This is a genomic window from Paenibacillus wenxiniae (genome assembly GCF_039822605.1).
Lineage (GTDB): Bacteria > Bacillota > Bacilli > Paenibacillales > Paenibacillaceae > Saccharibacillus > Saccharibacillus wenxiniae.
In genome coordinates, this window is sequence record NZ_JBCGUH010000014.1 from 86,924 (window position 1) to 108,382 (window position 21,459).

Here is a 21,459-nt window from a genome sequence, read left to right on the forward strand (position 1 = left end):
TGAATTTGGGCGTAACGTTGTTTCACCCTCGCGCTTTTTGTCGCTATTAGGACAGCGGCTGAACTCTCCTATTAGTAGTGCGGTTTTCTATCCGACCCACGACAGGCAAAACGCGGCAACATGAATCAAAGACCCAAAGCCCCGATCTTAACAACCAACTATATTTATTTAAAAAGGAGCTTGCTATAAATGGCACGTTACACTGGTCCAAAATTTAAATTAAGCCGTCGCGTAGGTATTTCCCTGAGCGGCACTGGTAAAGAATTGAAACGCCCTTTCCCTCCGGGACAACATGGTGCTAACCAACGTAGAAAAATGAGTAACTATGGTATGCAGTTGCAAGAAAAACAAAAACTGCGTTTCATGTACGGTCTGGGTGAAAAACAATTCGCAACTCTGTTTGCAAAAGCACAAAAAATGTCCGGTATCGCTGGTGAGAACTTCATGTTCCTGCTGGAAAGCCGTCTGGACAACCTCGTTTACCGCGCTGGTTTCGCAAACAGCCGTCCAGGTGCACGTCAACTGGTAGCTCACGGTCACGTGACTGTAAACGGTAAAAAAGTAGATATCGCTTCTTACTCCGTAAAACCAGGTGATGTTATTGGTCTGCGTGAAAGAAGTCGTGGTCTGAGCTCCGTTAAAGAAGCTCTGGAAAACCGCACTCATCTGGTAGCTTACGTTGAATTCAACGAAGCAGCAGTTGAAGCAAAATACATTCGTCTGCCTGAGCGCTCTGAGCTGACTCAAGACATCGACGAAAGACAAATCGTTGAGTGGTACAACCGTTAATCCCAACGAAAACGAAGCGCCGGATAATTCCGGCGCTTTTTTGTTTGTGGTTTTGTAGTTTTCGAATAAAGTGATGCTAGTGTGGGGCACCACTCCGGCAAGGAATAAGGAGACGGAAGTCCGTCTCGCACAGGAATCTACGGAGTAGGAGTAAGTTGTAGATTCCTGTGCTCAAAAGAAGTATGATATTTTGCTTTGCAAAAATCTTTTTTCATTGAACCTCGTGTTAGGAAGTCGCTAACACTTAAGAAGTAGGATATTTTGCTTTGCAAAAATCTTTTTTATTGAACCTCGTGTTAGGAAGTCGCTAACACTTAAGAGGTAGGATATTTTGCTTTGCAAAAATCTTTTTTATTGAACCCCGTGTTAGAAAATCGCTAACACTGTAAGTCGTCCTTACCCCTTATTTCCTTGCCTCCGTTCTGTGCTGCTCGCAGTATAATTTTTCAAACCTCAAACCTCAAACCTCAAACCTCAAACCTCAAACCTCAAACCTCAAACCTCAAACCTCAAACCTCAAACCTCAAACCTCAAACCTCAAACCTCAAACCTTGCTGAGTTTAAGTGGGAGCTTTGTTGAATGCAATAGCAGTTTTTCTTTTGTCTATACATGCACACGCATACAAATAGCCTGAGCAGTATTTCTATGCGTGTGCATGTATACTGTTCAGGCTATTATTTGACGTAATTGTAGACGATAGCTAGCATTAAATTATAAACAATTAGAGAGAATGATTACTGCACATCATACGTCATTTGAAAATGACTTAAAAATCAACTAACAGTCACGCGCACTTTGGTATCGCTAACCATATAACGAATGAGTATATAACGCAGGATATAGAATCGTTATCTTGTTTTCCCTCTGTAATAAATAACATACCATCGATCTATACAGCAAACGATATAACAACTTACTATTGATTGTTCCGCGCGATGGCTCAAGGTGGAGCTTTGTACGTTAGCTTTGTACTTTAGCTTTCATCTTTAAGTTCCAACTTAAAGATGAAAGCTAAAGGTCTGGCTTGGATTCCGCATTATGCGCCGCGGCGAGTGTCTTTTATTGGCTCGTCTGCTTGCTCCTGTTGTGCTTGATCCGTATGTTCTACAGATGTGGAATGTGCATCTGCTGGTACGGGTTCGTTATTGGCATCTGCGCTCTGATTCGATGACTTCTGTTCTGTATCTATTGCTATATCGGTATCATTTAGATCAGCATCAACAGCGCTGCTTGCATTTGCTTGTACGTTGGTAGCTGGTTCTTCTTCTGTTTTGAACTGGGACACAAGTTCGTTGAGCACATCTGCTACTTGTTGTAGGGAATGTGCGGATGTTTCCAGATTTTCTAGCGATTCTAGCTGGCCTGTAGAACGCCCTGTTGCCATAGAAGCGCGTTGTGATGTGTTTTTAGCAATATCGGCTAGATTGTCCAATGAAGCGTTAATTTGCTCGGAGCCTGCGGACATTTCTTCGGATGCGGATGATACTTCCTGAATTTCAGCTGACATGCGTTCGACGCCTTGCTGGATCTGTTCGAACAGACGGCTCGTTTCTTCGAGTGAAGACATCCCTTTTGTGACACGAATAGCCCCATTTTCCATGCCTGCAAGTACGACGGCGGTTTCTTCCTGCATCGCTTTGATCTGCTCGGTAATCATACGGGTGGACTCGGCGACATGACCAGACAGATTACTAATCTCGCTAGCAACTACGCCGAAGCCACGTCCTGCATCACCCGCACGTGCGGCTTCAATCGAAGCATTGAGTGCCAGCAATGTCGTCTGCTTATTGATGCCATGAATAATATCGATAATGCTATTAATTTGTAATGCACGGTTATTTAACATTTCTGCCATTTTACCGGACTCGTCCATCACGAGCTTAGCAGAATCGATTTGTTTGACCGCTTTTCGCAATTGCTCGCTACCTTCGCGCGTTTGCTGCTCCATCTGCTGAGCGGCTTCGGCAACTTCCTGCACCGATTCGGCAATTCGCTGTACGCCTGTCGCCATCTCGCTCATCGCCAGTGTACTCTCATCTGTCGCTTGAAGCTGGGTACGTGAATCCAACTCCACCTGTTGCAACTCATCGGCATTGTAACGCGCTGCTTCGGCATTTTCGGCAGCACGATGAGCTACTTCAGTCGAAGTATCCCGTATCGCATGAGATTGCTGGCTCAGTCTGCGTACAATCTGCGCTGTCGCTTCGAGAATGCGGTTGAATTCTGCTGCCATCTGTCCAAACTCATCTTTGCGATTCACCTGCAAACGACCTGAATAATCACCTTCCGCCATCCGACGACTCATTTGCATAATCCCGCGAATTTGACGAATCATGCCCAGATTGTTCCACAAAATCGCTGCGGTTAGCAAAATCAGACTGACGATACCGATAATAAGCAGCGTATTTAACATCTCGCGCGCAGGTCGCTGAATTTCTGCTTCTGATAATAGGACTGCTGTTTTCCAACCTGTATCCGTAAGCGTATCAAAATAGAGCGTATACGCGTTACCATTTAACGATACGGTAGTCTGCCCTTTGGGCTGGCTCTGCACAAGTGCCATCGCCTGCTTATTGATACCGTCTGCTCCGCTAAATACTTGCTCCGGTTTCAGATCCGCCTGACTACTCGCCAGCACAAGACCGTTGCCATCCAGCAATATAGCATGACCGATATTGCCGATATTCATATTGCCTACATAATCTTGAATACTACCGATGTTAAAATCAGCGGTTGCCACACCAATCGCCTGTCCAGTACTGTTGCGAATCGTTTTACCGGCGGTAATCATACGCACTTTGCTTTTCGGGTCCAGCACAGGCTTTGTGTAATATATTTTATCAAAATTGTCCAGTGTGCCCGTGTACCACGATTGATTCAAATAATTATAATCGGCTGCATCATATTGGAACGTTGTACTGATACGATCTCCATTTCTGGAAGCATAAACGGAATGATAAGGCTTACCATCGTCATACACATCGGATGCCAAAAAGATCCCGGTGCCATATGTCATCGAATTTAGCATCGTCCAACGCTCGGTTAACTGTGCATATTGATCCATATTCATGGACGGGCCAATCTGCCCAACCGCGTTAGCGAGGGAAGTGGCAATAATCGAATTGCGCGATACCTGTTCACTAATATTTGAAGTTACGCCTGCTAGCGTACTGGAAGCGGTTCGACCCATTTCTTCGTTCAGCTTGTGCTTAGAAAACTCATAAGCCAGCAAGCTAATGAGCACGACGACAATAAACACGATCGGTAACAGCGTGCTTAATGTGCGTGCTTGAATGCTTTTGAATTGCCATCTTTGCAGCATCGTTTTGTCTCCTCTGTTATATGTAATGATGCGGTCTTAGCGCACAATCTATATATATCGGTCAGATTACGTATATGTTTAGCTTTTCAGCGATACGATTGGAGGCAATATCCTGTTTAATTTCACATATTTTATTTCTTTTCTAACTAAGTATCTTGTATCGTAAGTTACGTGCAGTCATGATGTTTAAAAAATATAAAAAGAGTTTTCATTCATTTGTATGCGATCCGGCATCTATTCATAAAAATTAGTTCATTTCAAGTAACTGTCTGTTCTGTTATCGTGCTACCACCATATCGTTATATAGTAAAAAGGGAATCTTCCTAGTAAGCGAAGATTCCCTTTTACTCATGAACGCCTATTCACATCCATGTCAGACCGCTAACCTTTATTCATCTCCGACTTTGATTTGACGCGACCTGTTAACGCTATTCGCGAATACGAAATTTACCGATCACCTCGTTCAGTTTTACCGTAACTTCCTGCAACGAATCGGTCGAACTATTCAGATTATCCAGCGAATGCAGCTGATTACGTGAACGCTCTAGCGCTTCTGCCGAATAACTCGAAGATGTACGTGCAATATTAGCAAGCTGTGTGAGCGAGGCGCTAATCTGCTCCGAACCTGCCGACATTTCTTCCGATGCAGACGATACTTCCTGCACTTCATCCGCTACCCGTGCAATATCATCGCGGATGAGTGTGAAGCGCTCTTTGATCTCATCGAGCAACTGTAAGCCCTGGCCCACTTGCAAGCTGCCTTCTTCCATTCCTTGTAATGCGGTACGTGTCTCTTCCTGCATCTCTCCGATCTGGGCGGTGATGCGATTGGCAGACGTGCCTACACTTTCTGCCAGTTTCCCAATCTCGGCTGCGACTACAGCAAAGCCCCGTCCATGCTCGCCTGCACGCGCCGCTTCAATCGAGGCATTGAGTGCCAGCAGCTTGGTTTGACCACTAATATCATGAATAAAATGAATCACTTCGCTAATCTGCTCCGAACGCTCATTCAAGGAACGAATCACATCACCAACTTGATCCAATGCGTCTTTGGCGACATGAATCTGGCGATTCACATCACCGATTCGTTGGTTGCCTTGCATCGTTTTGGCATCAATGCCATAGGTTGCTTCCGACACCTGTTGCACCGATTCCGCGATACGCTGGATACCGATCGCCATTTCTTCCATCGCTGTCGTACTTTCCGACGTGGAAACGAGCTGTACTTCGGCTCCCTGGCGTAGCTGCTGCATCTGTTCTACATTAAAGCGTGCTTCATCTGCTGCCTGTTGCATACCGTTTGACAATCGATCCGCCGAAACATGAATCACATTCGCTTCCTGGCGTAATGTGCCGACAATGCCAGACGTACCCGCCATAATTCCATTAAATTCTTCCGACATCTGCCCAAATTCATCCCGGCGTGTACTATACAAATGCTGGGAGTAGTCGCCTTTTGCCATATGTCCGCTTAGCTCGCGAACTTTACGAATTTCGCGAATCAGATCACGATTGTTCCACCAGAGCGAAAGTAAAATAATAAGCAGTCCAACGATGCCGACCGCACTGAGTAACCATAATAAATGGTTCATCGGACGCTCTACTTCAGCGGCTGGAAGTAAGATGGCAATTTTCCAGCCGGTTTGTTGGATCGTACCGTATACGACTTTATACCGTTCAGCAGCACGAAGTGTACCTTCGCCTGAACGGCTCTTCAGCATCTCTGCCGATAAGCTCGTTCCTAGCACAGCCGCTGCTTTATCCCCTTGCTTCGTCAATCCACTTCCACTTGCGAGCACAACCCCATTTTTATCAAACAAAATGGCACTGCCATGATTGCCTACATTCAGCTTACGAACGGTATTCTCAATATTGCTCAAATCCAGATCCGCCGTAGTGACACCAGCGATCTGACCGCCATCCGATCGATAAAAGGCCTGTCCAGCTGTAATTAATGTTAATTTTAACGTTTCATCATAATACGGTTCGGTATAAATGACTTTCCCGTTAGCGGCTGTACTTTCTGTGTACCATGCCTGACCTAAATAATTATAGGCCGGATCATCGTATGTTTGTGTCGTTTTGAGTTGGTCGCCTTCACGATACGCATAGATGGAACGATATTTGATCGCTGGAGCAAAAGCACCATCTGCGAAAAACACCCCGGTACCATACGTAAAAGGAGCAGCTTTCAGATTGCGAATGCCGATTTGCCCATAGTTTTCAATCGATGTATTGCCTTGCAATGTCTCCGCAGCGCTTGTCATCGCAGATACAAAAGCAGCATGATTCGTCAGCTGAGCATCAATATCATTGGTGATTAACTGGAGTGACTTCATACTCCCCCCATCAATTTGCTCGCTCAATGCATTGCGTGAGAACAGGTACGATACCAGACTGATCAGAATCAACGTGATCAGTACGATCGGTATAAGTGTAGCGATCGTTCTTGTCTTAATACTGCGGAATCGATATCTCAACATACGTTCTCCTCCTAATGTAAGCTCTCTTCTCTCTACCGTACTTATCGACATGCCCACATCAAATGTTTACTGTATAACTTCATTTATTCGACAAAAAAAGCGCCTCCTCATCAGGAGACGCTTGTTCAAGCAAATTTTCCGTTATTTATAATTTATTAGGACAATTTCAATTTCGCAAATTTACGTTTGCCGACCTGTACGATATCGCCGTCTTTTGGCTCGATCGCTGCATTCACATCATCTAGCTTTTGCTCGTTTACTTTGAGCGCTCCCTGCTGAATGCTACGTCTTGCTTCACTTTTTGATGCGGCAAAACCAAGCAGACTGACGAGATCGATCACGCCGATCGTGCCGTTTTCCAGCTGTGATGGTTCGATGACGAACTCTTGAATGTCATCCGGCAATGCACGTTGCTGGAATACCGTTACAAAATGGTTTTTCGCCGCTTCTGCTGCTTCCACACCGTGGTACATACGTACAAACGTGTACGCCAGATTCATTTTTGCATCACGTGGATGAACGCTTCCGTTTTCCAGACCTTGCTTGAGCGTAGCCAGATCGTCGTTATTGATGTCGGTTGCCAGCTCGTAGTATTTTGCCATCAGCTCGTCCGGAATACTCATCGCTTTACCGTAAATTTCATTGGGCTGCTCGTCGATACCGATGTAGTTGCCCAGACTTTTACTCATTTTTTGCACGCCATCCAGACCTTCGATCAGCGGCAGCATGATCGCAACCTGTTGCTCTTTCCCGTATTCCTTTTGTAATGTACGTCCCATCAGCAGGTTGAACTTCTGATCCGTACCACCCAGCTCAATATCACTTTCCAGTGACACCGAGTCCATCCCCTGCATCAATGGGTAGAAAAACTCGTGAATGCTAATCGGCAAGCCACCCTGAAAACGTTTCGTAAAGTCATCGCGCTCCATCATACGAGCGACCGTAACTTTAGCTGCCAGGTTGACGACATCGGCAAAGCTCATTGGGCTGAGCCATTCCGAGTTAAAGTAGACGGTCGTTTTCTCCGGGTCCAAAATTTTACCGATTTGCTTCTGGTACGTTTCGGCATTATGTTTCACCTGTTCTTCGGTCAGTTGTTTACGCGTTTCCGATTTGCCGGTTGGATCACCGATGCGTCCGGTAAAATCACCGATAATCAGCTGTACGACATGACCGAGTTCTTGAAATTGACGCAGCTTTTGCAGCACGACGGTATGACCGACGTGAATATCTGGTGCCGATGGGTCCAGACCGAGTTTTACCGTTAACGGTTTACCGGTTAGCAGTGACTTAATAATTTTGTTACGCAGCTCATCCTCCGGTACGATCTCGACTGTACCACGCTTAATGACGCTAAGTTGACGTTCCACCTCAGCTTGTTGCTGGGGCGTTAATTGTTCCCATTTTGCCATGATAATATCCCTCTTTTCATGTTGTTGACAATCATTCACAAATGACGCAGGTTCAGCACGGATGACAGACCGATAGATGTCCTTCCTCTGGGGCAACGCATACAAAAAAGACCTGCCGCCCCGACAAGGGACGAGCAGATCTCGCGTTACCACCCTAATTGGAATTACCATCGTCGCTGCAAGCTATATGATCACACTGTCGTCTGTACGCTCTCCTCCCATCTCATACAGGATGAATAAGGTACATCTACAGATTGAAGATCATCAGCCAGCTCAACAGGCTCATTCCCACTTCATTTACATAACGGAATGGATATTCCGGTCGGACAGTGCTGCTCTGTATATATTCCTATTCGGAATCATCTATACGATGCATGCTGCTGTTCGACAGCTCAGGACGTGTAATTCGAAGGAAGTCTCTGCCGGTTTGCACCAACCACCGGCTCTCTGCAAAGAGTGCTCTCCGCTTCTACTGGGCGTCTTTCCACGCTTTTCACCTATGAAATTGCTACTCGACTTAAATATACCTACCTTTATAACATGACTACTCCAAACAAGTCAATGCGTGCAGGTTCAGACTTTTGAACTATTCGCTCTTTATCCTACATAAGAAACTGATTGCTGACTAGTATTTTATGCTATAATAGTGGCTGGTAAAAGGGGGAAAACTAATGGCTGAAAAGAAGGACAATCGTCCATCTAAAAAACCTGCCGACGCTTCCCGTGGCCGTACATGGGGGCGCAGAATCTGGCTCACTTTAAAGTGGACTGTTATTTTCTGCGTTACGGTTGCATTGTTTGGTGGGGGAATTATGCTGGGCTACGTTACTTCAATTGTAAAAGACGACCCAGTACGTTCACGTGAGGAGATTGTTAAGGCTATTAATGAGAATGCCGTAACCGGTTTTGCTTATTTTAGCGATGGCTCTCCAATTGGACAGCTACGAACGGAAGAAGACAGACGCCTGGTAACGTTTGATCAAATTCCGCAATCCGTTATCAATGCGATTATATCCATAGAAGATAACCGTTTTTATGAACATATGGGTGTGGATATGAATGGTACGCTTCGTGCTGTTAAGCAAAAAGTGCTGAATGAATCTGTGCAAACAGGCGGCAGCACACTCACCCAGCAGCTCGCAAGACGTGTGTTTCTCAGTGCGGATAAAACGGCAGATCGCAAAATTAAAGAAATGCTGTTATCGATGCGAATTGAACGCTTTTTGACCAAAGACGAAATTTTAACTGCGTATCTGAATAAAATGCCGTTTGGTAAAGGCTCGAATGGCTATAATATTTTCGGAATCAAAGCTGCTGCCAAAGGGATTTTCGGTGTGAACGATCTGGAGAAGCTTAATATTGCAGAAGCGGCTTATATCGCTGGACTTCCGCAATTGCCAAGCGCTTACTCTGCCTTTAGCAGTGGTGGTAAATTTAACGAAGCCGGCTTCAATCGCGCGGTTCAGCGTCAGCAGCTTGTACTCAAACGGATGAAGGAACTGGGCAAAATTACGAATGGCGAGTATAGCGAAGCGCTTGCGTTTGATATTAAAGGCGCCCTTGCTAAATCATCGTCCAAAGCCTACTCAACTTATCCGTATTTGATGATGGAAATTGAGCGTCAGGGTGCTCTGCTTGTCATGAAGCAGGAAAATCCGAAGCTCGACACATCCAAACTTTCGACCGAAGAATACAATCAATTGTTTGAAGAATCGCGTCAAAAGCTACTCACAGGCGGCTATCGTGTATACACGACCATTAACAAAACGGTCTACAATACGATGCATGAAGTAGCGGAAGACAGCAGCAACTTCTCTCCTGACAGCAAGACCAAGGGAAAAGAACAAACGGCTGCCATGATGATCAATCATAAAACAGGTGCTATTCTGGGCATGATCGAAGGACGTAACTTCCAGGAAGAACAAATGAACTATGCGACGCAAATGATGCGTCAGCCGGGTTCAGCTATGAAGCCAATCGCGGCTTATTTGCCCGCTCTGGATAGCGGTGCGGTGCAGCCAGCAAGCGTGCTGGATGATGCGCCAATCGTGCTGAAAGACGGCAGCAAAGGCTTCCATATTCCCGGCAATGCGAATGGTCGTTATCAGGGATTGGTAACTGCACGTACAGCATTGAATGAATCGTTGAACTTGCCAGCACTGAAAGTGTTTCTGGATAAAGTCGGCATCGACAAAGCTTGGGCATTTGCTAAAAAGCTCGGTATTACAACGATTCAAGATGCCGATTACTCTGCACAGACCGGTGTGCTCGGCGGTCTGAAATATGGAGTAACCGTTGAAGAACTGACCAATGCATACGGTTCGATCCCGAATCAGGGCGTATTTAATGATGCGTATATGATCAGGCAAATGGATGATCCGTATGGCAAAACCGTTTACAAGCATGAAGCAGATCCCCAACGTGTCTATTCCAAACAAACGGCATATTTGATGACAGACATGCTGCGTACAGTTATTTCCGGTTCTGATGGTACCGGACGTTCACTGCGAAGCCTATTTAACAAATACGGCAAAATTCCGATCGCTGGTAAAACAGGAACGACGCAAAATTATGCGGATGTCTGGTTTATGGGCTTTACACCGGATGTGACGCTCGGCGTATGGGCAGGCTATCGAGAGCCGGTCAATACACTGTCTAACGATGGTAAAAAGCGCGCTCGTGCGATCTGGGCTACGATTATGAACAAAGTTACCGATCGTGATCCCGAGCTATTCCAGACGGATTCGTTTAGCAAACCGGATGGCATCGTTACGCAAACGGTATCCGGCTTTAGCGGCAAGTTGCCCACGAGCGCAACACGCGCATCCGGCAAGCTGGTCACGGATATTTTTAATGCCAAATTTGTACCCAAAGACTTTGACGACGGCGTATCGTACGCAAAATATATTACGTACAACGGTGTGAATTACATTCCACAGGATAGCACACCGGATGATATGGTAAGCCAGCGTACCGTTGTGAAGCGCGAAGTGCCAATCTCGCAACTGATCAAAGATCTGCAAAGCGCATTGTCGAAAATGAGAGGCAATCGCTATTCGCTCAGTCATTATATACCGGAAGACGCAAGCGCGGATGCACCGACACAGGTCGATCCACGCCGTGATGATGGCAGTGCGCCAAGCTCACCAAGTAATGTACGCATCTCGGTAAATGGCAATAGTGCTAGCATTACGTTTAACGGTAGTGGCTCATCCGATGTGGTCGGTTATCGTCTGTATCGCTCCAACGGCGACGGATCGTATCAATATCAGAAATCCGGTCGACTCGGTACAGGCAGCTTTAGCTCTAGTGTAGCCGGCAATGGCAATACGTCATTCTACGTTACCGCAGTCGATGTCGGTGGACATGAGTCCGCGCCTAGTGCTTCGGTAAGTTATAGCCCCATCCCGACTCCACCGCCGCCTGTTAATGGTGAAGGCGTCCCAGGTGGCAGCGAAATGGGTACAGGCTCTGATAGTGGAACAGATAACGCTGGTGCAGCCGCACCAGCAGCGCCTACATCGGTTAGCGCTCAAAGTAACGGTTCCGGCGCAGTGAATGTCAGCTGGGCAGCTTCAGCTGAACCGACTACATCGTACAAGGTGTATTTTAGCCAGAACAACGGTGGTCCTTTCAGTCTTGTAGGAACTGTACGTGAACCCGCATTCCAGTATAATGCAGGTTCAGCAAATGGCGGCTGGTTTTATGTCGTCGCTGAAAATGGAGGGGAATCGTCCCCTCCATCCGCTCCTGCCCAGGCAAAATAATCGCACATATCGATTAAGCGAAGATGAAAGTTGAATGAGCATCGCCTTAGCATTGTGTTTTATTTTATAAGCCTATATGCTGTGTGTAGCAGGTTGACAAGCAAACTGCTTTACGTTGGTTTAATCGTCCATCTGTATAGCAAAAAGCGCCTTTCATGTGATGCATGAAGGGCGCTTTTTTGTGTATAAACTAGTGTGTCGGTTTGAAGTAGACTTTTAATGTATTGAAGTATACTTTTGGTTTATTGGTGATTTTAGTAATGCGGGAACGTAGTCGCGTAGTCAGTTTATAATCTTCGTTATGTATAAAATTAATTGTGTGATCGTTTTTTCCTGGTCGGTTTGTTTCTTGGCGATTTACAAATGTAGTGATGTACGAATATAGTAATATGCGAATGTAGTAATGTATAGAGTGGGTGTATACTTTTTACAGGCTAACTACGATTATTCCTTACAAATGCCGCGTATAACGACTTATGTACCTTCAAACGATGCCTATTATAAGCAATCATCGACCCTACCATAAATAAATAGCCTGCTTGCAGAGATGACGCTCCACAAGCAGGCTATATTAGATCATAGCGATATTACGTCTGTATCATTATCAATTAACGCTGGTTTACAGACAGACGTAAAATTGTCTCATGCGGCAAAATAACGCGCGAGTTGTCCACGTTTTCCTTTTTCATCAGCTTGGTGAGCAGACGCATCGCTACCGCACCGAGATCGTACATCGGCTGCGCAACCGTAGTCAGCTGCGGACGTACCATCGATGCAAGACGAATATTATCGACAGAAATAACAGAGAAGTCATCCGGAACTTTCAAGCCTTCATCCTGAATACTATGAATCGCACCAATCGCCATTTCGTCTGTTGCTGCGAAAATAGCAGTTGGGCGCTTTTTCAAACCGATGAAATATTTCATCGCTTCTACGCCGGATTCATAACGATAGTTACCGATCCGTACCCAGTCTTCTTTGTATTCGATGTTAGCAGCTTCAAGCGCTTTCTTGTAACCCTGAAAGCGAGAATACCCATTTGCAGGGTCTTGCAATGTACCACTGATCATTGCAATATCGCGATGTCCGTGACGGATCAATGTGTTAACCGCATCAAATGCAGCTTGCTCATGATCGATATCAACGGAAGGAATAATGCCTTCTTCATCACGTGTTGCACAGAGCACGATAGGTACTGCCGCTGTTTGAAACGCTTGCAGATGATCTTCGGTTACGGTACCACCCATGAACAACAGACCGTCTACTTGCTTTTCTAGCAGTGTGTTGACAACGCGAATTTCTTTTTCTTTTTTCTTATCGGCATTACACAAAATAATGTTGTAATGATACATATTAGCGATATCCTCGATCCCACGCGCGATTTCCGCGAAGATGGAGTTAGAGATATCAGGAATAACGACACCTACGGTCGTTGTCTTTTTGCTTGCCAGACCACGCGCAACGGCATTTGGACGATAGCCCAGACGCTCGATCGCTTCGTACACCTTTTTACGGGTTTGCGGTTTGACGTTCGGATTGTTATTGACTACACGAGATACGGTAGCCATAGAGACGCCGGCTTCGCGTGCTACATCGTAAATAGTTACTGTCACGTTCATTCTCTCCATTACAGGTAAATTTTCGTCTTGTTTTCAACGATTTTCTTAATTTTTCATTTACATTCATAATACGATAAATTGCAATTTGATGCAATCATGTTAACAATTGTTTAAGCGAGCACTTCACGCAATGCATTAGCGGTGATGCTGGAATGAGACGTATCCCATACCGGCTTGCCGTCTTTAATTAAAATGACCTGTGGTGATTGATGCTGTACATCAAGCGCATCCGCAGCAGCCAGCGATACATCACGATTTTCCACGACATAAATCAGACTATAATCGACATCTTCATTAGGCTCACTGCCCAGATAAGACTGAAATTGTTGATACGCGCCTGCACTGATTGGACAACGCGTACTGTGTTTAAAAACGAGAAGCGGCTTCTGTGCGGTATGATCAATAGCCTCATTCAGCTGGTCGATCGTTGTCAATTCCGTTACGTTTGCCATTACCCACACATCCCTTTTTTGTTATATTGTAATGTAAGAACGTTTTCATAATCAACTATCATAAGTATCTTATCAAAAAAGGGCTAAAAAATCTATTTTTTTGTCAATGTTAACGCTTTTTTAGCCCTTCTTGCATAATGTAACTTTCATGGTAGTTATCATTTCCATTTCAAAAATCCACTAATAATGAGGCTGTATTGCTTCATTTGTTGCATGGATGGCTGGATGAAGTCGTTATTGTTACAATAGATAAGGAGACACGATGTTATATTCAATAATCCGACAGGAGGAACAATAGGATGAGATTAGCTGGTAAAAAAGTAATTGCACTGGTCGATGAAGAATTTGAGGATTTGGAGCTATGGTATCCCGTCTATCGCGTCCGTGAAGAAGGTGCCCAGGTTCATCTGGCTGGTGCCGAGAAAGGCAAAACGTATATTGGTAAATACGGTGTACCTGCTCCGGCGGAGTATAGCTTTGATGAGCTGAATAGTAGCGACTATGATGGCATCCTTGTACCGGGCGGCTGGGCACCGGACAAATTGCGCCGTTATCCAAAGGTGCTGGAACTGGTGCGTGAGATGCATGAAGCACGCAAACCGATCGGTCAAATTTGCCATGCCGGTTGGGTACTCATTTCGGCTAAAATTTTGGATGGGGTTACGGTAACGTCTACACCGGGCATTCGCGATGATATGGAAAATGCAGGTGCGATCTGGAAGGATGAAGCGGTCGTTGTCGATGGACATATCGTCTCGGCTCGTCGTCCGCCGGATTTGCCACCGTATGGTCTGGCTTTTTGTGATGCGTTGGCTGCACAAGCATAAATGTTGTTTATTCTATGCTGTAAGTAATGAAATAAGCCAGCAACATGTTAGTGACAAATAAAAAGACGAAAGCTCGTAGGAAACAGCAACATATTTGAGCATAGTACAAAAAGAACAGGACACAGCATCGTAAATATCCAGCTTGCCGAGTGCTGTTTCCTGTTACGTATGTCGCTTTTATTTCATGTCCTGGCTTCGTGTCATGAAATAGCGTAGCCAGACTAAATATAAGCATGTCGTCCGCCAAGAGTAATGTAGCGAATAGTAAAAAGGCTCTCTCATATGAGAAAGCCTTTTTATTATTCGCTATTTTACTGCCTGGTTTCACTGTTTATATTGTATGCACCATCATCGCGAGCCAGTTGGCTTGCTTAACGCCAGTTGCCTGCGAATCATTGTGCTTTTATTTCAATTCGCTTTGCAGGAAGTGAGCGATGCCAGCTTCTGATCCTGATTCATAACGGCCTGGAATGCTTTGATATAAATGTCCAGTTCACGCTCAATCTCATGGGACGTGCGCAGCTTCATCCAATCCGCTGCCATCGCCCCTGCATCACGTGCAGTCGTATGCAGCACTGACTGCTTGATTCGTAGCAGAGACTGCGGCGACATACTTAAGCGATGCACACCAAGATGTAACCAGAATGGCAGAGAGCGTTCGTCACCTGCCATTTCTCCACAGACACTTACTGGAATGCCTGCATCGTTAGCGGCATTGATCGTCGCCCGTAGCATACGCAGTACGGCTGGATGATACGGATTGTACATATGCGCGATATGCTCGTTCATCCGGTCGACCGCGAGTACGTATTGCACAAGATCATTGCTGCCGATGCTAAAAAAGTCACATTCCCCTGCCAGCAGATCGGCAATCGCGACCGCAGCAGGCACTTCGATCATAATACCGACTTCAATCCCTCGATCATAAGCGATGCCTTCTCCATCCAGCTCACGCTTCGCTTCATCCAGCACATCGCCAGCCGAACGCAGTTCCTCCAGCGATGAAATCATCGGATACATAATCTTCACTTTGCCATGAGCGCTCGCACGCAGGATGGCACGTAGCTGTGTTTTGAACATATCGCGATGATCGAGACAGATGCGAATGGCGCGATAACCGAGGAATGGATTTTCCTCCTCTGGCAGTTCAAAATAATCGAGTTCTTTATCGCCACCGATATCAAGTGTACGAATGACAATCGGCTCGCCGCCTGCCTTCTGCGCAACGACGCGATAAATATCAAACTGCTCCTGCTCTGTTGGTAGCGCATGCCGATCCATATACATAAACTCGGTGCGGAACAAACCGACACCTTCCGCTCCATGTTTGAGCGCAATTTCAAGCTCTTTAACTGAACTAATGTTAGCGGACAAACGGACACGCACACCGTCACGTGTGACCGAATCGACTTTGCTCAGCAGTTCCAGCTGTTGCTTACGTTGCTGCTGCTGGGTACGCAGCTTGCGGTAATGTGACACGGTATCGGTATCAGGGCCTACATAAATCAGCCCGTTATCGCCATCTACAACGACCGTTTCGCCTGTCTGCACGAGCGTATCCAGCTCCACTTCCAGACCGGAGACAAGCGGAATCCCGAGCGCACGCGCCATAATGGCAGAATGCGATGTTTTGCCGCCCATCAGAGTAATAATGCCCAGTACGTGCTGCGGATTCAAATGCACCAGCTGCGAAGGCGGAAGTTCCTTAGCTACGAGCACATAAGGCTCATTATCGCTAGGCAGTTTCACTTCCGGCGCACCAAGCAAATGCTTGAGCAGCCGATTGCCAACGTCTTTAATGTCAGCTGCTCGTTCCTTCATATACTCATCATCCAACAGATCAAACATCGTGACAAAGTGATCGGTCGCTTCCTGCACAGCTACCTCTGCCGCCTTGTACTGACGTTCAATGATGCCACGAATCTCATTCATAAACTCAGGGTCTTCCAAAATGGCAATATGCGCATCAAAGATACTCGATTCTTCAGGCCCTGCAATTTCCGAAAATTCGGTTTTCATCGATTCAATCTCATGCTTGGACGTGCGAATACCTTCATATAAACGTTCAAATTCTCGGGTCAGGTCAACCGTATCCAGCTTCTGATCCGGTACATCCCATTCCCAGGTTGGCAGCACAAATGCTTTGCCAATGGCTACTCCAGCGGCAGCCGCAACTCCTTGAATCATGCTTTTTCCTCCCCACCGTTCTTGTCATACAAAACCACCGACATTACCGTACCTTGCCCCTTTTTCACCTGTTTAAAGGGAGCATAGCTCCATGCTTTCACACGGTCAGGATTGGTAATAACCATTGGTGTAGCAAGTGACGGTGCGTTTTTTTGCAAAGTATCCAGGTCGAACTTGATCAACAGCTGTCCGGCTTCCACCACATCACCGGCAGCTACATGGGCTTCAAAACAGCCCTTTTGCTGGGACGTATCGATGCCGATATGCAGCAAAATTTCCAATCCCTCTACCGTTCGTATACCTAATGCGTGCATCGTTGGATACAGATGAATGATCGTACCTGCGACTGGCGATACCAGCTCGCCACTTTCCGGTACAAAGGCGACCCCTTCGCCAACGAGCTTGCCCGCAAAAATCTGATCCGGCACATCGGTCAACGGAATCATTTTCCCCTGCACCGGCGCACTAAACTTCACATGTGACAGATCGCGATCCATCAGCTTGCGAATCTCCTCGCGAATTAACTCCGAATACGTACCAAATACGATTTGTACATTCCCTCCACCGAGCTTAATCAGTCCGGCAGAGCCAAGTTCCTTTAATGCCTTACCATCGAGCAGACGGTCATTCACAACCGTTAAACGCAGACGTGTAATACATGCTTCTACCTGTACAACGTTTTCCTTACCACCCAGTGCCTGCAAAATGAGCGGAGCCTGATAAGGAATATTACCTACCCAGTCTCCCAGTGTCGACGCTTCCTCCCGACCAGGTGTCGGAATACGGAAGGTACGAATCGCATAGCGAAACACATTATAATAAATAACGGCATAAACAAGCCCAATTGGAATAAGCAACCAGGCATTTGTGGATAAATGATAGTTGAGTACGTAATCGATCACACCCGCTGAATACGAAAAGCCATGATGAATATCGAGTGCATACGTGATCCACATCGCCAGACCGGACAGGAAAATGTGCAAAATGAACAATCCGGGTGAAGCAAACAAAAAGGCAAATTCAATCTGCTCGGATACTCCGGTTAAAAAGCAAACCAGTGCCGCCCGCATAAATGTTTTACGGACTTTCGGCTTCAGGTCCTCCCGTGCTTCTTGAATGATCGCCAGTGCAGCCGCAGGTAATGCAAACATCATGATCGGATACAAACCTGCCATATAAATGCCCGCCGTCGGATCGCCGCTGAAAAAGCGCGGTAAATCGCCCTGTATAATATCTCCGTGTGCCTCAAACGATCCAATCTGGAACCAGACGATGTTGTTCAGCAAATGATGCAAACCAAATGCAGATAATATGCGGTACAATGCCCCATACAAAAATAGACCAAAGCCGCCCATCGTTGAGAGCACCCATGTTAAGCCGTTTAATAGCTCCTGTAAAATCGGAGCCAGCCATAACATCAGACACGCAAAAACGGACGAAAACAGGCCCATGAACAATAACACGAACCTTGAACCGCCAAAAAACTGAATGGCTTCAGGCAAACGGACATTTTTGAATTTGCGATAGGCCGCTCCAGCAATCACACCGATAATAATACCGATCAGTGTCGATGGCTGTAGCAACGCATCACTAAAATGCTTGACCACATAATCATATAAAGCCATCCCCGCAAAGGCGGCGAGTCCAGCTGGCCCTTCCTGATTGGCAAGGCCAAGCGCTACACCGATCGCAAATATAAAGGGTAGATAATGAAATATACTTTGTCCTGCAATCGTAGCGACCTCCGAAACCATGGGCAATCCCCATGTCCCCCAGGGTAAGCCGCCAACGCTAAGCAGAATGGCCGCAGCCGGAAGCACCATTGTGGGAAGCATAATGGCTCTACCAAACTGTTGCAGGGAACCTAGCCAATTCAACGCGTCTTCCCCCTTCCTATACCTGATGGTACGCTGTCAGCCATCTTTTGTCAAAGCACTTTGCTACGATTTTAAAGGAAGTGTTTGAGCGCTTAATTGGAAGCGTTATGTACAAATATAGAGCGTTTGCGAATCATTGAAAATAAAAGCTGCTCCGGCAACCTGATATCGATTACCGGAGCAGCTTAGCCGCCCACTTGTCCCATCTATTTGTGACACCAGCTCTATGGCAACAGTCGATGCTGCCGCCCATTCAGCTCTGAAATCTGAAATCTGAAATCTGAAATCTGAAATCTGAAATCTGAAATCTGAAATCTGAAATCTGAAATCTGAAATCTGAAATCTGAAATCTGAAATCTGAAATCTGAGCAAGTGTAGCGGTATAGTATTGCCATGTAAAGCCTTAATTTAGCTGCGTACCGGTCTTACGATCGCATCTTCGACTTTGATGCAGCGATCCATAATGACGGTCAAACCGGCATCTGCGGCAATCGCAGCCGCCTCCATATTGACGACACCAAGCTGCATCCACAATGTACGAGCACCAGCCTGTACCGCTTCATGCGCGACCTCGGTGCAATACTCACTGCGACGGAACACATTGACCATATCGATCGGATCGGGCACATCTGCCAGTGAAGCATAACAGGTCTCGCCAAGAATCGTTGCGCCTGCTGCCATCGGATTGACTGGAATAACGCGATAACCGCGATCCTGCATCGCTGCCGCTACCATATAGGATGTACGATCGGTTTTGTCGGATAATCCTACAACGGCAATATTACCCGTTTGCTCCAGAATGGTTTTAATTTCTTCCCGTGAAGGATTTTCAAAAGCCATTGCTGACGCCTCCTTTGTCCTCTTCAAACATCATCTATTGTCCACCGACCATTGTGCAGCCAGCGAAGTCTAACAACACTTTTATACCCATTCTACCTTAGCGCCAAGCGAACGAATATGATCAAAATATTGCGGATACGATTTAGCAACATGATGAGCATCCTGAATACGAATCGGCGCTTTCGCACGCAAGCCTACAATGGACAGTGCCATAATGACGCGATGATCATAATGCGCATCAATCGTAACGCCGCCTTCAACACCTTCTGGACGACCGTGTACGATAATTTCTGCCTGACGCTCTTCTACATTCGCGCCCGCTTTACGCAGCTCATTCAAGTAATCGGTAATACGATCACATTCTTTATAACGCAAGTTCTCCACATTATAGAAGCGCGATGTGCCTTCCGCAAATACGGCTGCTGCTACCATCGCGAGCACCGCATCGGTCGCTGCATCTCCGTCAAACTCCACCGCTTTGAGGCGTCCATTCCCCTGTACATGTACAATATCATGTTCATGGGTGAGCGGAACGTCCATCATTTGCAGCACATCGACAACGGCTTTTTCACCTTGCTTGCTGTGCACAGGCAGACGGTGGATGGTCACATCAGATACGGTTACTGCTGCTGCCGCCAGCACAGCTGCGGAACCCGGATAGTCCCCTTGCACGGTATATTCCTGAGCTTTATACTGCTGACGCCCTGGCACACGGTAATGCATCAGATCTTCACTCGCTTCGATCACGATCCCTGCCTGCTCCAACACTTCCAGCGTTTGACCTACTACGACTTTGGATTTCAGATCATGCAGCACCGTAATCTCACTATCTTCTTCCAGCAGTGGAGTCAAGAACAGCAATGCGCTCAAATATTGTGAGCTAACGCTACCGGAAACGGTAATTTTGCCGCCTTTCGGCTTGCCACCACGAATCGTGATTGGCAGACGTCCTTGCTGGTGCTCTACCTCCACACCAAGCTGACCGAGCGATTCAATCAGATCATCATGCGGACGTTTACCTAGCGAATCTGGATATGTATTCACAAAGGTCACTTCCGGACAAAGCGCAGCAATCGCCATCAAAAAGCGTAATACCGCACCTGCGTTACCAACATTCAGTTCTTTGACATCGACAGGCTTGCTGCCAAATCCTTTGATGACGATCTTCTGCTCGTCTTCCTCAAGCACAGCACCGAGATCGCGGATACAACGACGCATCGCATCACTGTCCTCACTATGTGCCGGAAAATGAATCGTACTTGTGCCGTCTGCCAGCGCAGCGACGAGCAAATAACGAGTCGTATAGTTTTTGGAAGAAAGGGCTCCGATCTCTCCTTTCAGCTCTGGAGTAGGGGTAACAATAACATCCATGGTTTTATTCTCCTTCGGGGTTTGGTATGATGAACACAGATTGCCTTGTTTATAACAATTGGCATATGCGTGAACTACTTAATGAATAGAGGGATAACGATGTCCAAACAAACACAGATTACGACAGACGAGTTGCGTGAGCGACTCAACGCTGGCGAAAAGCTGCAACTGATCGATGTGCGTGAACATGAAGAAGTCATTCAAGGCATGATCGATGGCGCACGTCATATTCCGATGGGTGAAATTCCAGGTCGTTTGGACGAGCTTGATCCGAATGCACCGATGGTGCTAATTTGCCGTAGTGGCTATCGCAGCGAGCGTGTGCGCGAATACTTAAGCCAGAATGGCTATAACAACTGCCTGAATATGGAAGGCGGCATGATCGACTGGGTGGAGGGCGAATAGCCTCCACCCTTTTTTGTGCTTTTACCATGAGCTTGCGCTAATACGGTAGCAAATGGGCAATGGAAGCAGACGATATGATTAGGACGTCCCTAACATTGTGCAAAATA

Annotated in this window: 13 protein-coding genes and 1 other annotated feature; of the genes, 4 read left to right on the forward strand and 9 right to left on the reverse strand. The window is 46.4% G+C overall.

The window, feature by feature from the left end; all coding sequences use genetic code 11:
- Window positions 1–189: 189 nt before the first annotated feature.
- A complete protein-coding gene (rpsD, locus tag AAHF22_RS19430; RefSeq protein WP_188775107.1) occupies window positions 190–789 on the forward strand; it encodes a 30S ribosomal protein S4 in 600 nt (199 codons plus the stop codon).
- Between the two features lie 1,037 nt (window positions 790–1,826).
- Here the strand turns inward: rpsD and AAHF22_RS19435 are convergent.
- The 3 genes from AAHF22_RS19435 to tyrS form a co-directional block, all read right to left on the reverse strand.
- Window positions 1,827–4,112 carry a methyl-accepting chemotaxis protein gene (locus AAHF22_RS19435; RefSeq protein ID WP_347326669.1) on the reverse strand — a complete coding sequence of 762 codons (2,286 nt, stop codon included), beginning with the start codon at window positions 4,110–4,112 and terminating at the stop codon, window positions 1,827–1,829.
- A gap of 428 nt (window positions 4,113–4,540) precedes the next feature.
- On the reverse strand, window positions 4,541–6,595 hold the full coding sequence (locus tag AAHF22_RS19440; RefSeq protein WP_347326670.1) for a methyl-accepting chemotaxis protein: 2,055 nt from the start codon (window positions 6,593–6,595) through the stop codon (window positions 4,541–4,543).
- A gap of 155 nt (window positions 6,596–6,750) precedes the next feature.
- Window positions 6,751–8,007, reverse strand: coding sequence for a tyrosine--tRNA ligase (tyrS, locus tag AAHF22_RS19445; protein WP_347326671.1), 1,257 nt, complete (start codon window positions 8,005–8,007; stop codon window positions 6,751–6,753).
- A 123-nt stretch (window positions 8,008–8,130) separates the two neighbouring features.
- Window positions 8,131–8,503: a binding site (T-box leader), on the reverse strand.
- A 175-nt stretch (window positions 8,504–8,678) separates the two neighbouring features.
- Here tyrS and AAHF22_RS19450 point away from each other — a divergent pair.
- Complete coding sequence (locus tag AAHF22_RS19450; protein ID WP_347326672.1) at window positions 8,679–11,774, forward strand: transglycosylase domain-containing protein; 3,096 nt, start codon at window positions 8,679–8,681, stop codon at window positions 11,772–11,774.
- A gap of 608 nt (window positions 11,775–12,382) precedes the next feature.
- On the opposite strand, the gene ccpA is transcribed toward AAHF22_RS19450, so the two are convergent.
- Window positions 12,383–13,387, reverse strand: coding sequence for a catabolite control protein A (ccpA, locus tag AAHF22_RS19455; RefSeq protein WP_347326673.1), 1,005 nt, complete (start codon window positions 13,385–13,387; stop codon window positions 12,383–12,385).
- A gap of 116 nt (window positions 13,388–13,503) precedes the next feature.
- Window positions 13,504–13,845: a bacillithiol system redox-active protein YtxJ gene (gene ytxJ / locus AAHF22_RS19460; RefSeq protein WP_347326674.1), complete on the reverse strand. Its 342-nt coding sequence runs from the start codon at window positions 13,843–13,845 to the stop codon at window positions 13,504–13,506.
- Between the two features lie 299 nt (window positions 13,846–14,144).
- On the opposite strand from ytxJ, the gene AAHF22_RS19465 reads away from it, so the two are divergent.
- Window positions 14,145–14,672 (forward strand): type 1 glutamine amidotransferase domain-containing protein, encoded by a 528-nt coding sequence (locus tag AAHF22_RS19465; RefSeq protein ID WP_347326675.1) that lies wholly within the window; start codon window positions 14,145–14,147, stop codon window positions 14,670–14,672.
- 408 nt (window positions 14,673–15,080) lie between these two features.
- Here AAHF22_RS19465 and ptsP read toward each other — a convergent pair whose 3' ends face one another.
- The 4 genes from ptsP to aroA form a co-directional block, all read right to left on the reverse strand.
- On the reverse strand, window positions 15,081–16,859 hold the full coding sequence (ptsP, locus tag AAHF22_RS19470) for a phosphoenolpyruvate--protein phosphotransferase (RefSeq protein ID WP_347326676.1): 1,779 nt from the start codon (window positions 16,857–16,859) through the stop codon (window positions 15,081–15,083).
- Window positions 16,856–18,736 (reverse strand): glucose PTS transporter subunit IIA, encoded by a 1,881-nt coding sequence (locus AAHF22_RS19475; protein WP_347326677.1) that lies wholly within the window; start codon window positions 18,734–18,736, stop codon window positions 16,856–16,858. The genes ptsP and AAHF22_RS19475 overlap by 4 nt, the downstream gene beginning before the upstream one ends.
- 408 nt (window positions 18,737–19,144) lie before the next feature.
- On the reverse strand, window positions 19,145–19,576 hold the full coding sequence (locus AAHF22_RS19480; protein ID WP_347326678.1) for a CoA-binding protein: 432 nt from the start codon (window positions 19,574–19,576) through the stop codon (window positions 19,145–19,147).
- Between the two features lie 81 nt (window positions 19,577–19,657).
- The gene (aroA, locus tag AAHF22_RS19485; protein ID WP_347326679.1) at window positions 19,658–20,947 is read right to left on the reverse strand and encodes a 3-phosphoshikimate 1-carboxyvinyltransferase; all 1,290 of its coding nucleotides are present in this window, start codon (window positions 20,945–20,947) and stop codon (window positions 19,658–19,660) included.
- 99 nt (window positions 20,948–21,046) lie between these two features.
- Between aroA and AAHF22_RS19490 the strand changes: the two genes are divergently transcribed.
- Entirely contained in the window at window positions 21,047–21,352 is a 306-nt protein-coding gene (locus AAHF22_RS19490) for a rhodanese-like domain-containing protein (protein WP_347326680.1), read from the forward strand.
- Window positions 21,353–21,459 lie beyond the last annotated feature (107 nt).

Coding starts and splice junctions, on each gene's coding strand:
- rpsD (WP_188775107.1), top strand. CDS start 190: ATGGCACGTTACACTGGTCCAAAATTTAAATTAAGCCGTCGCGTAGGT.
- AAHF22_RS19435 (WP_347326669.1), bottom strand. CDS start 4,112: ATGCTGCAAAGATGGCAATTCAAAAGCATTCAAGCACGCACATTAAGC.
- AAHF22_RS19440 (WP_347326670.1), bottom strand. CDS start 6,595: ATGTTGAGATATCGATTCCGCAGTATTAAGACAAGAACGATCGCTACA.
- tyrS (WP_347326671.1), bottom strand. CDS start 8,007: ATGGCAAAATGGGAACAATTAACGCCCCAGCAACAAGCTGAGGTGGAA.
- AAHF22_RS19450 (WP_347326672.1), top strand. CDS start 8,679: ATGGCTGAAAAGAAGGACAATCGTCCATCTAAAAAACCTGCCGACGCT.
- ytxJ (WP_347326674.1), bottom strand. CDS start 13,845: ATGGCAAACGTAACGGAATTGACAACGATCGACCAGCTGAATGAGGCT.
- AAHF22_RS19465 (WP_347326675.1), top strand. CDS start 14,145: ATGAGATTAGCTGGTAAAAAAGTAATTGCACTGGTCGATGAAGAATTT.
- ptsP (WP_347326676.1), bottom strand. CDS start 16,859: ATGATTCAAGGAGTTGCGGCTGCCGCTGGAGTAGCCATTGGCAAAGCA.
- AAHF22_RS19480 (WP_347326678.1), bottom strand. CDS start 19,576: ATGGCTTTTGAAAATCCTTCACGGGAAGAAATTAAAACCATTCTGGAG.
- aroA (WP_347326679.1), bottom strand. CDS start 20,947: ATGGATGTTATTGTTACCCCTACTCCAGAGCTGAAAGGAGAGATCGGA.
- AAHF22_RS19490 (WP_347326680.1), top strand. CDS start 21,047: ATGTCCAAACAAACACAGATTACGACAGACGAGTTGCGTGAGCGACTC.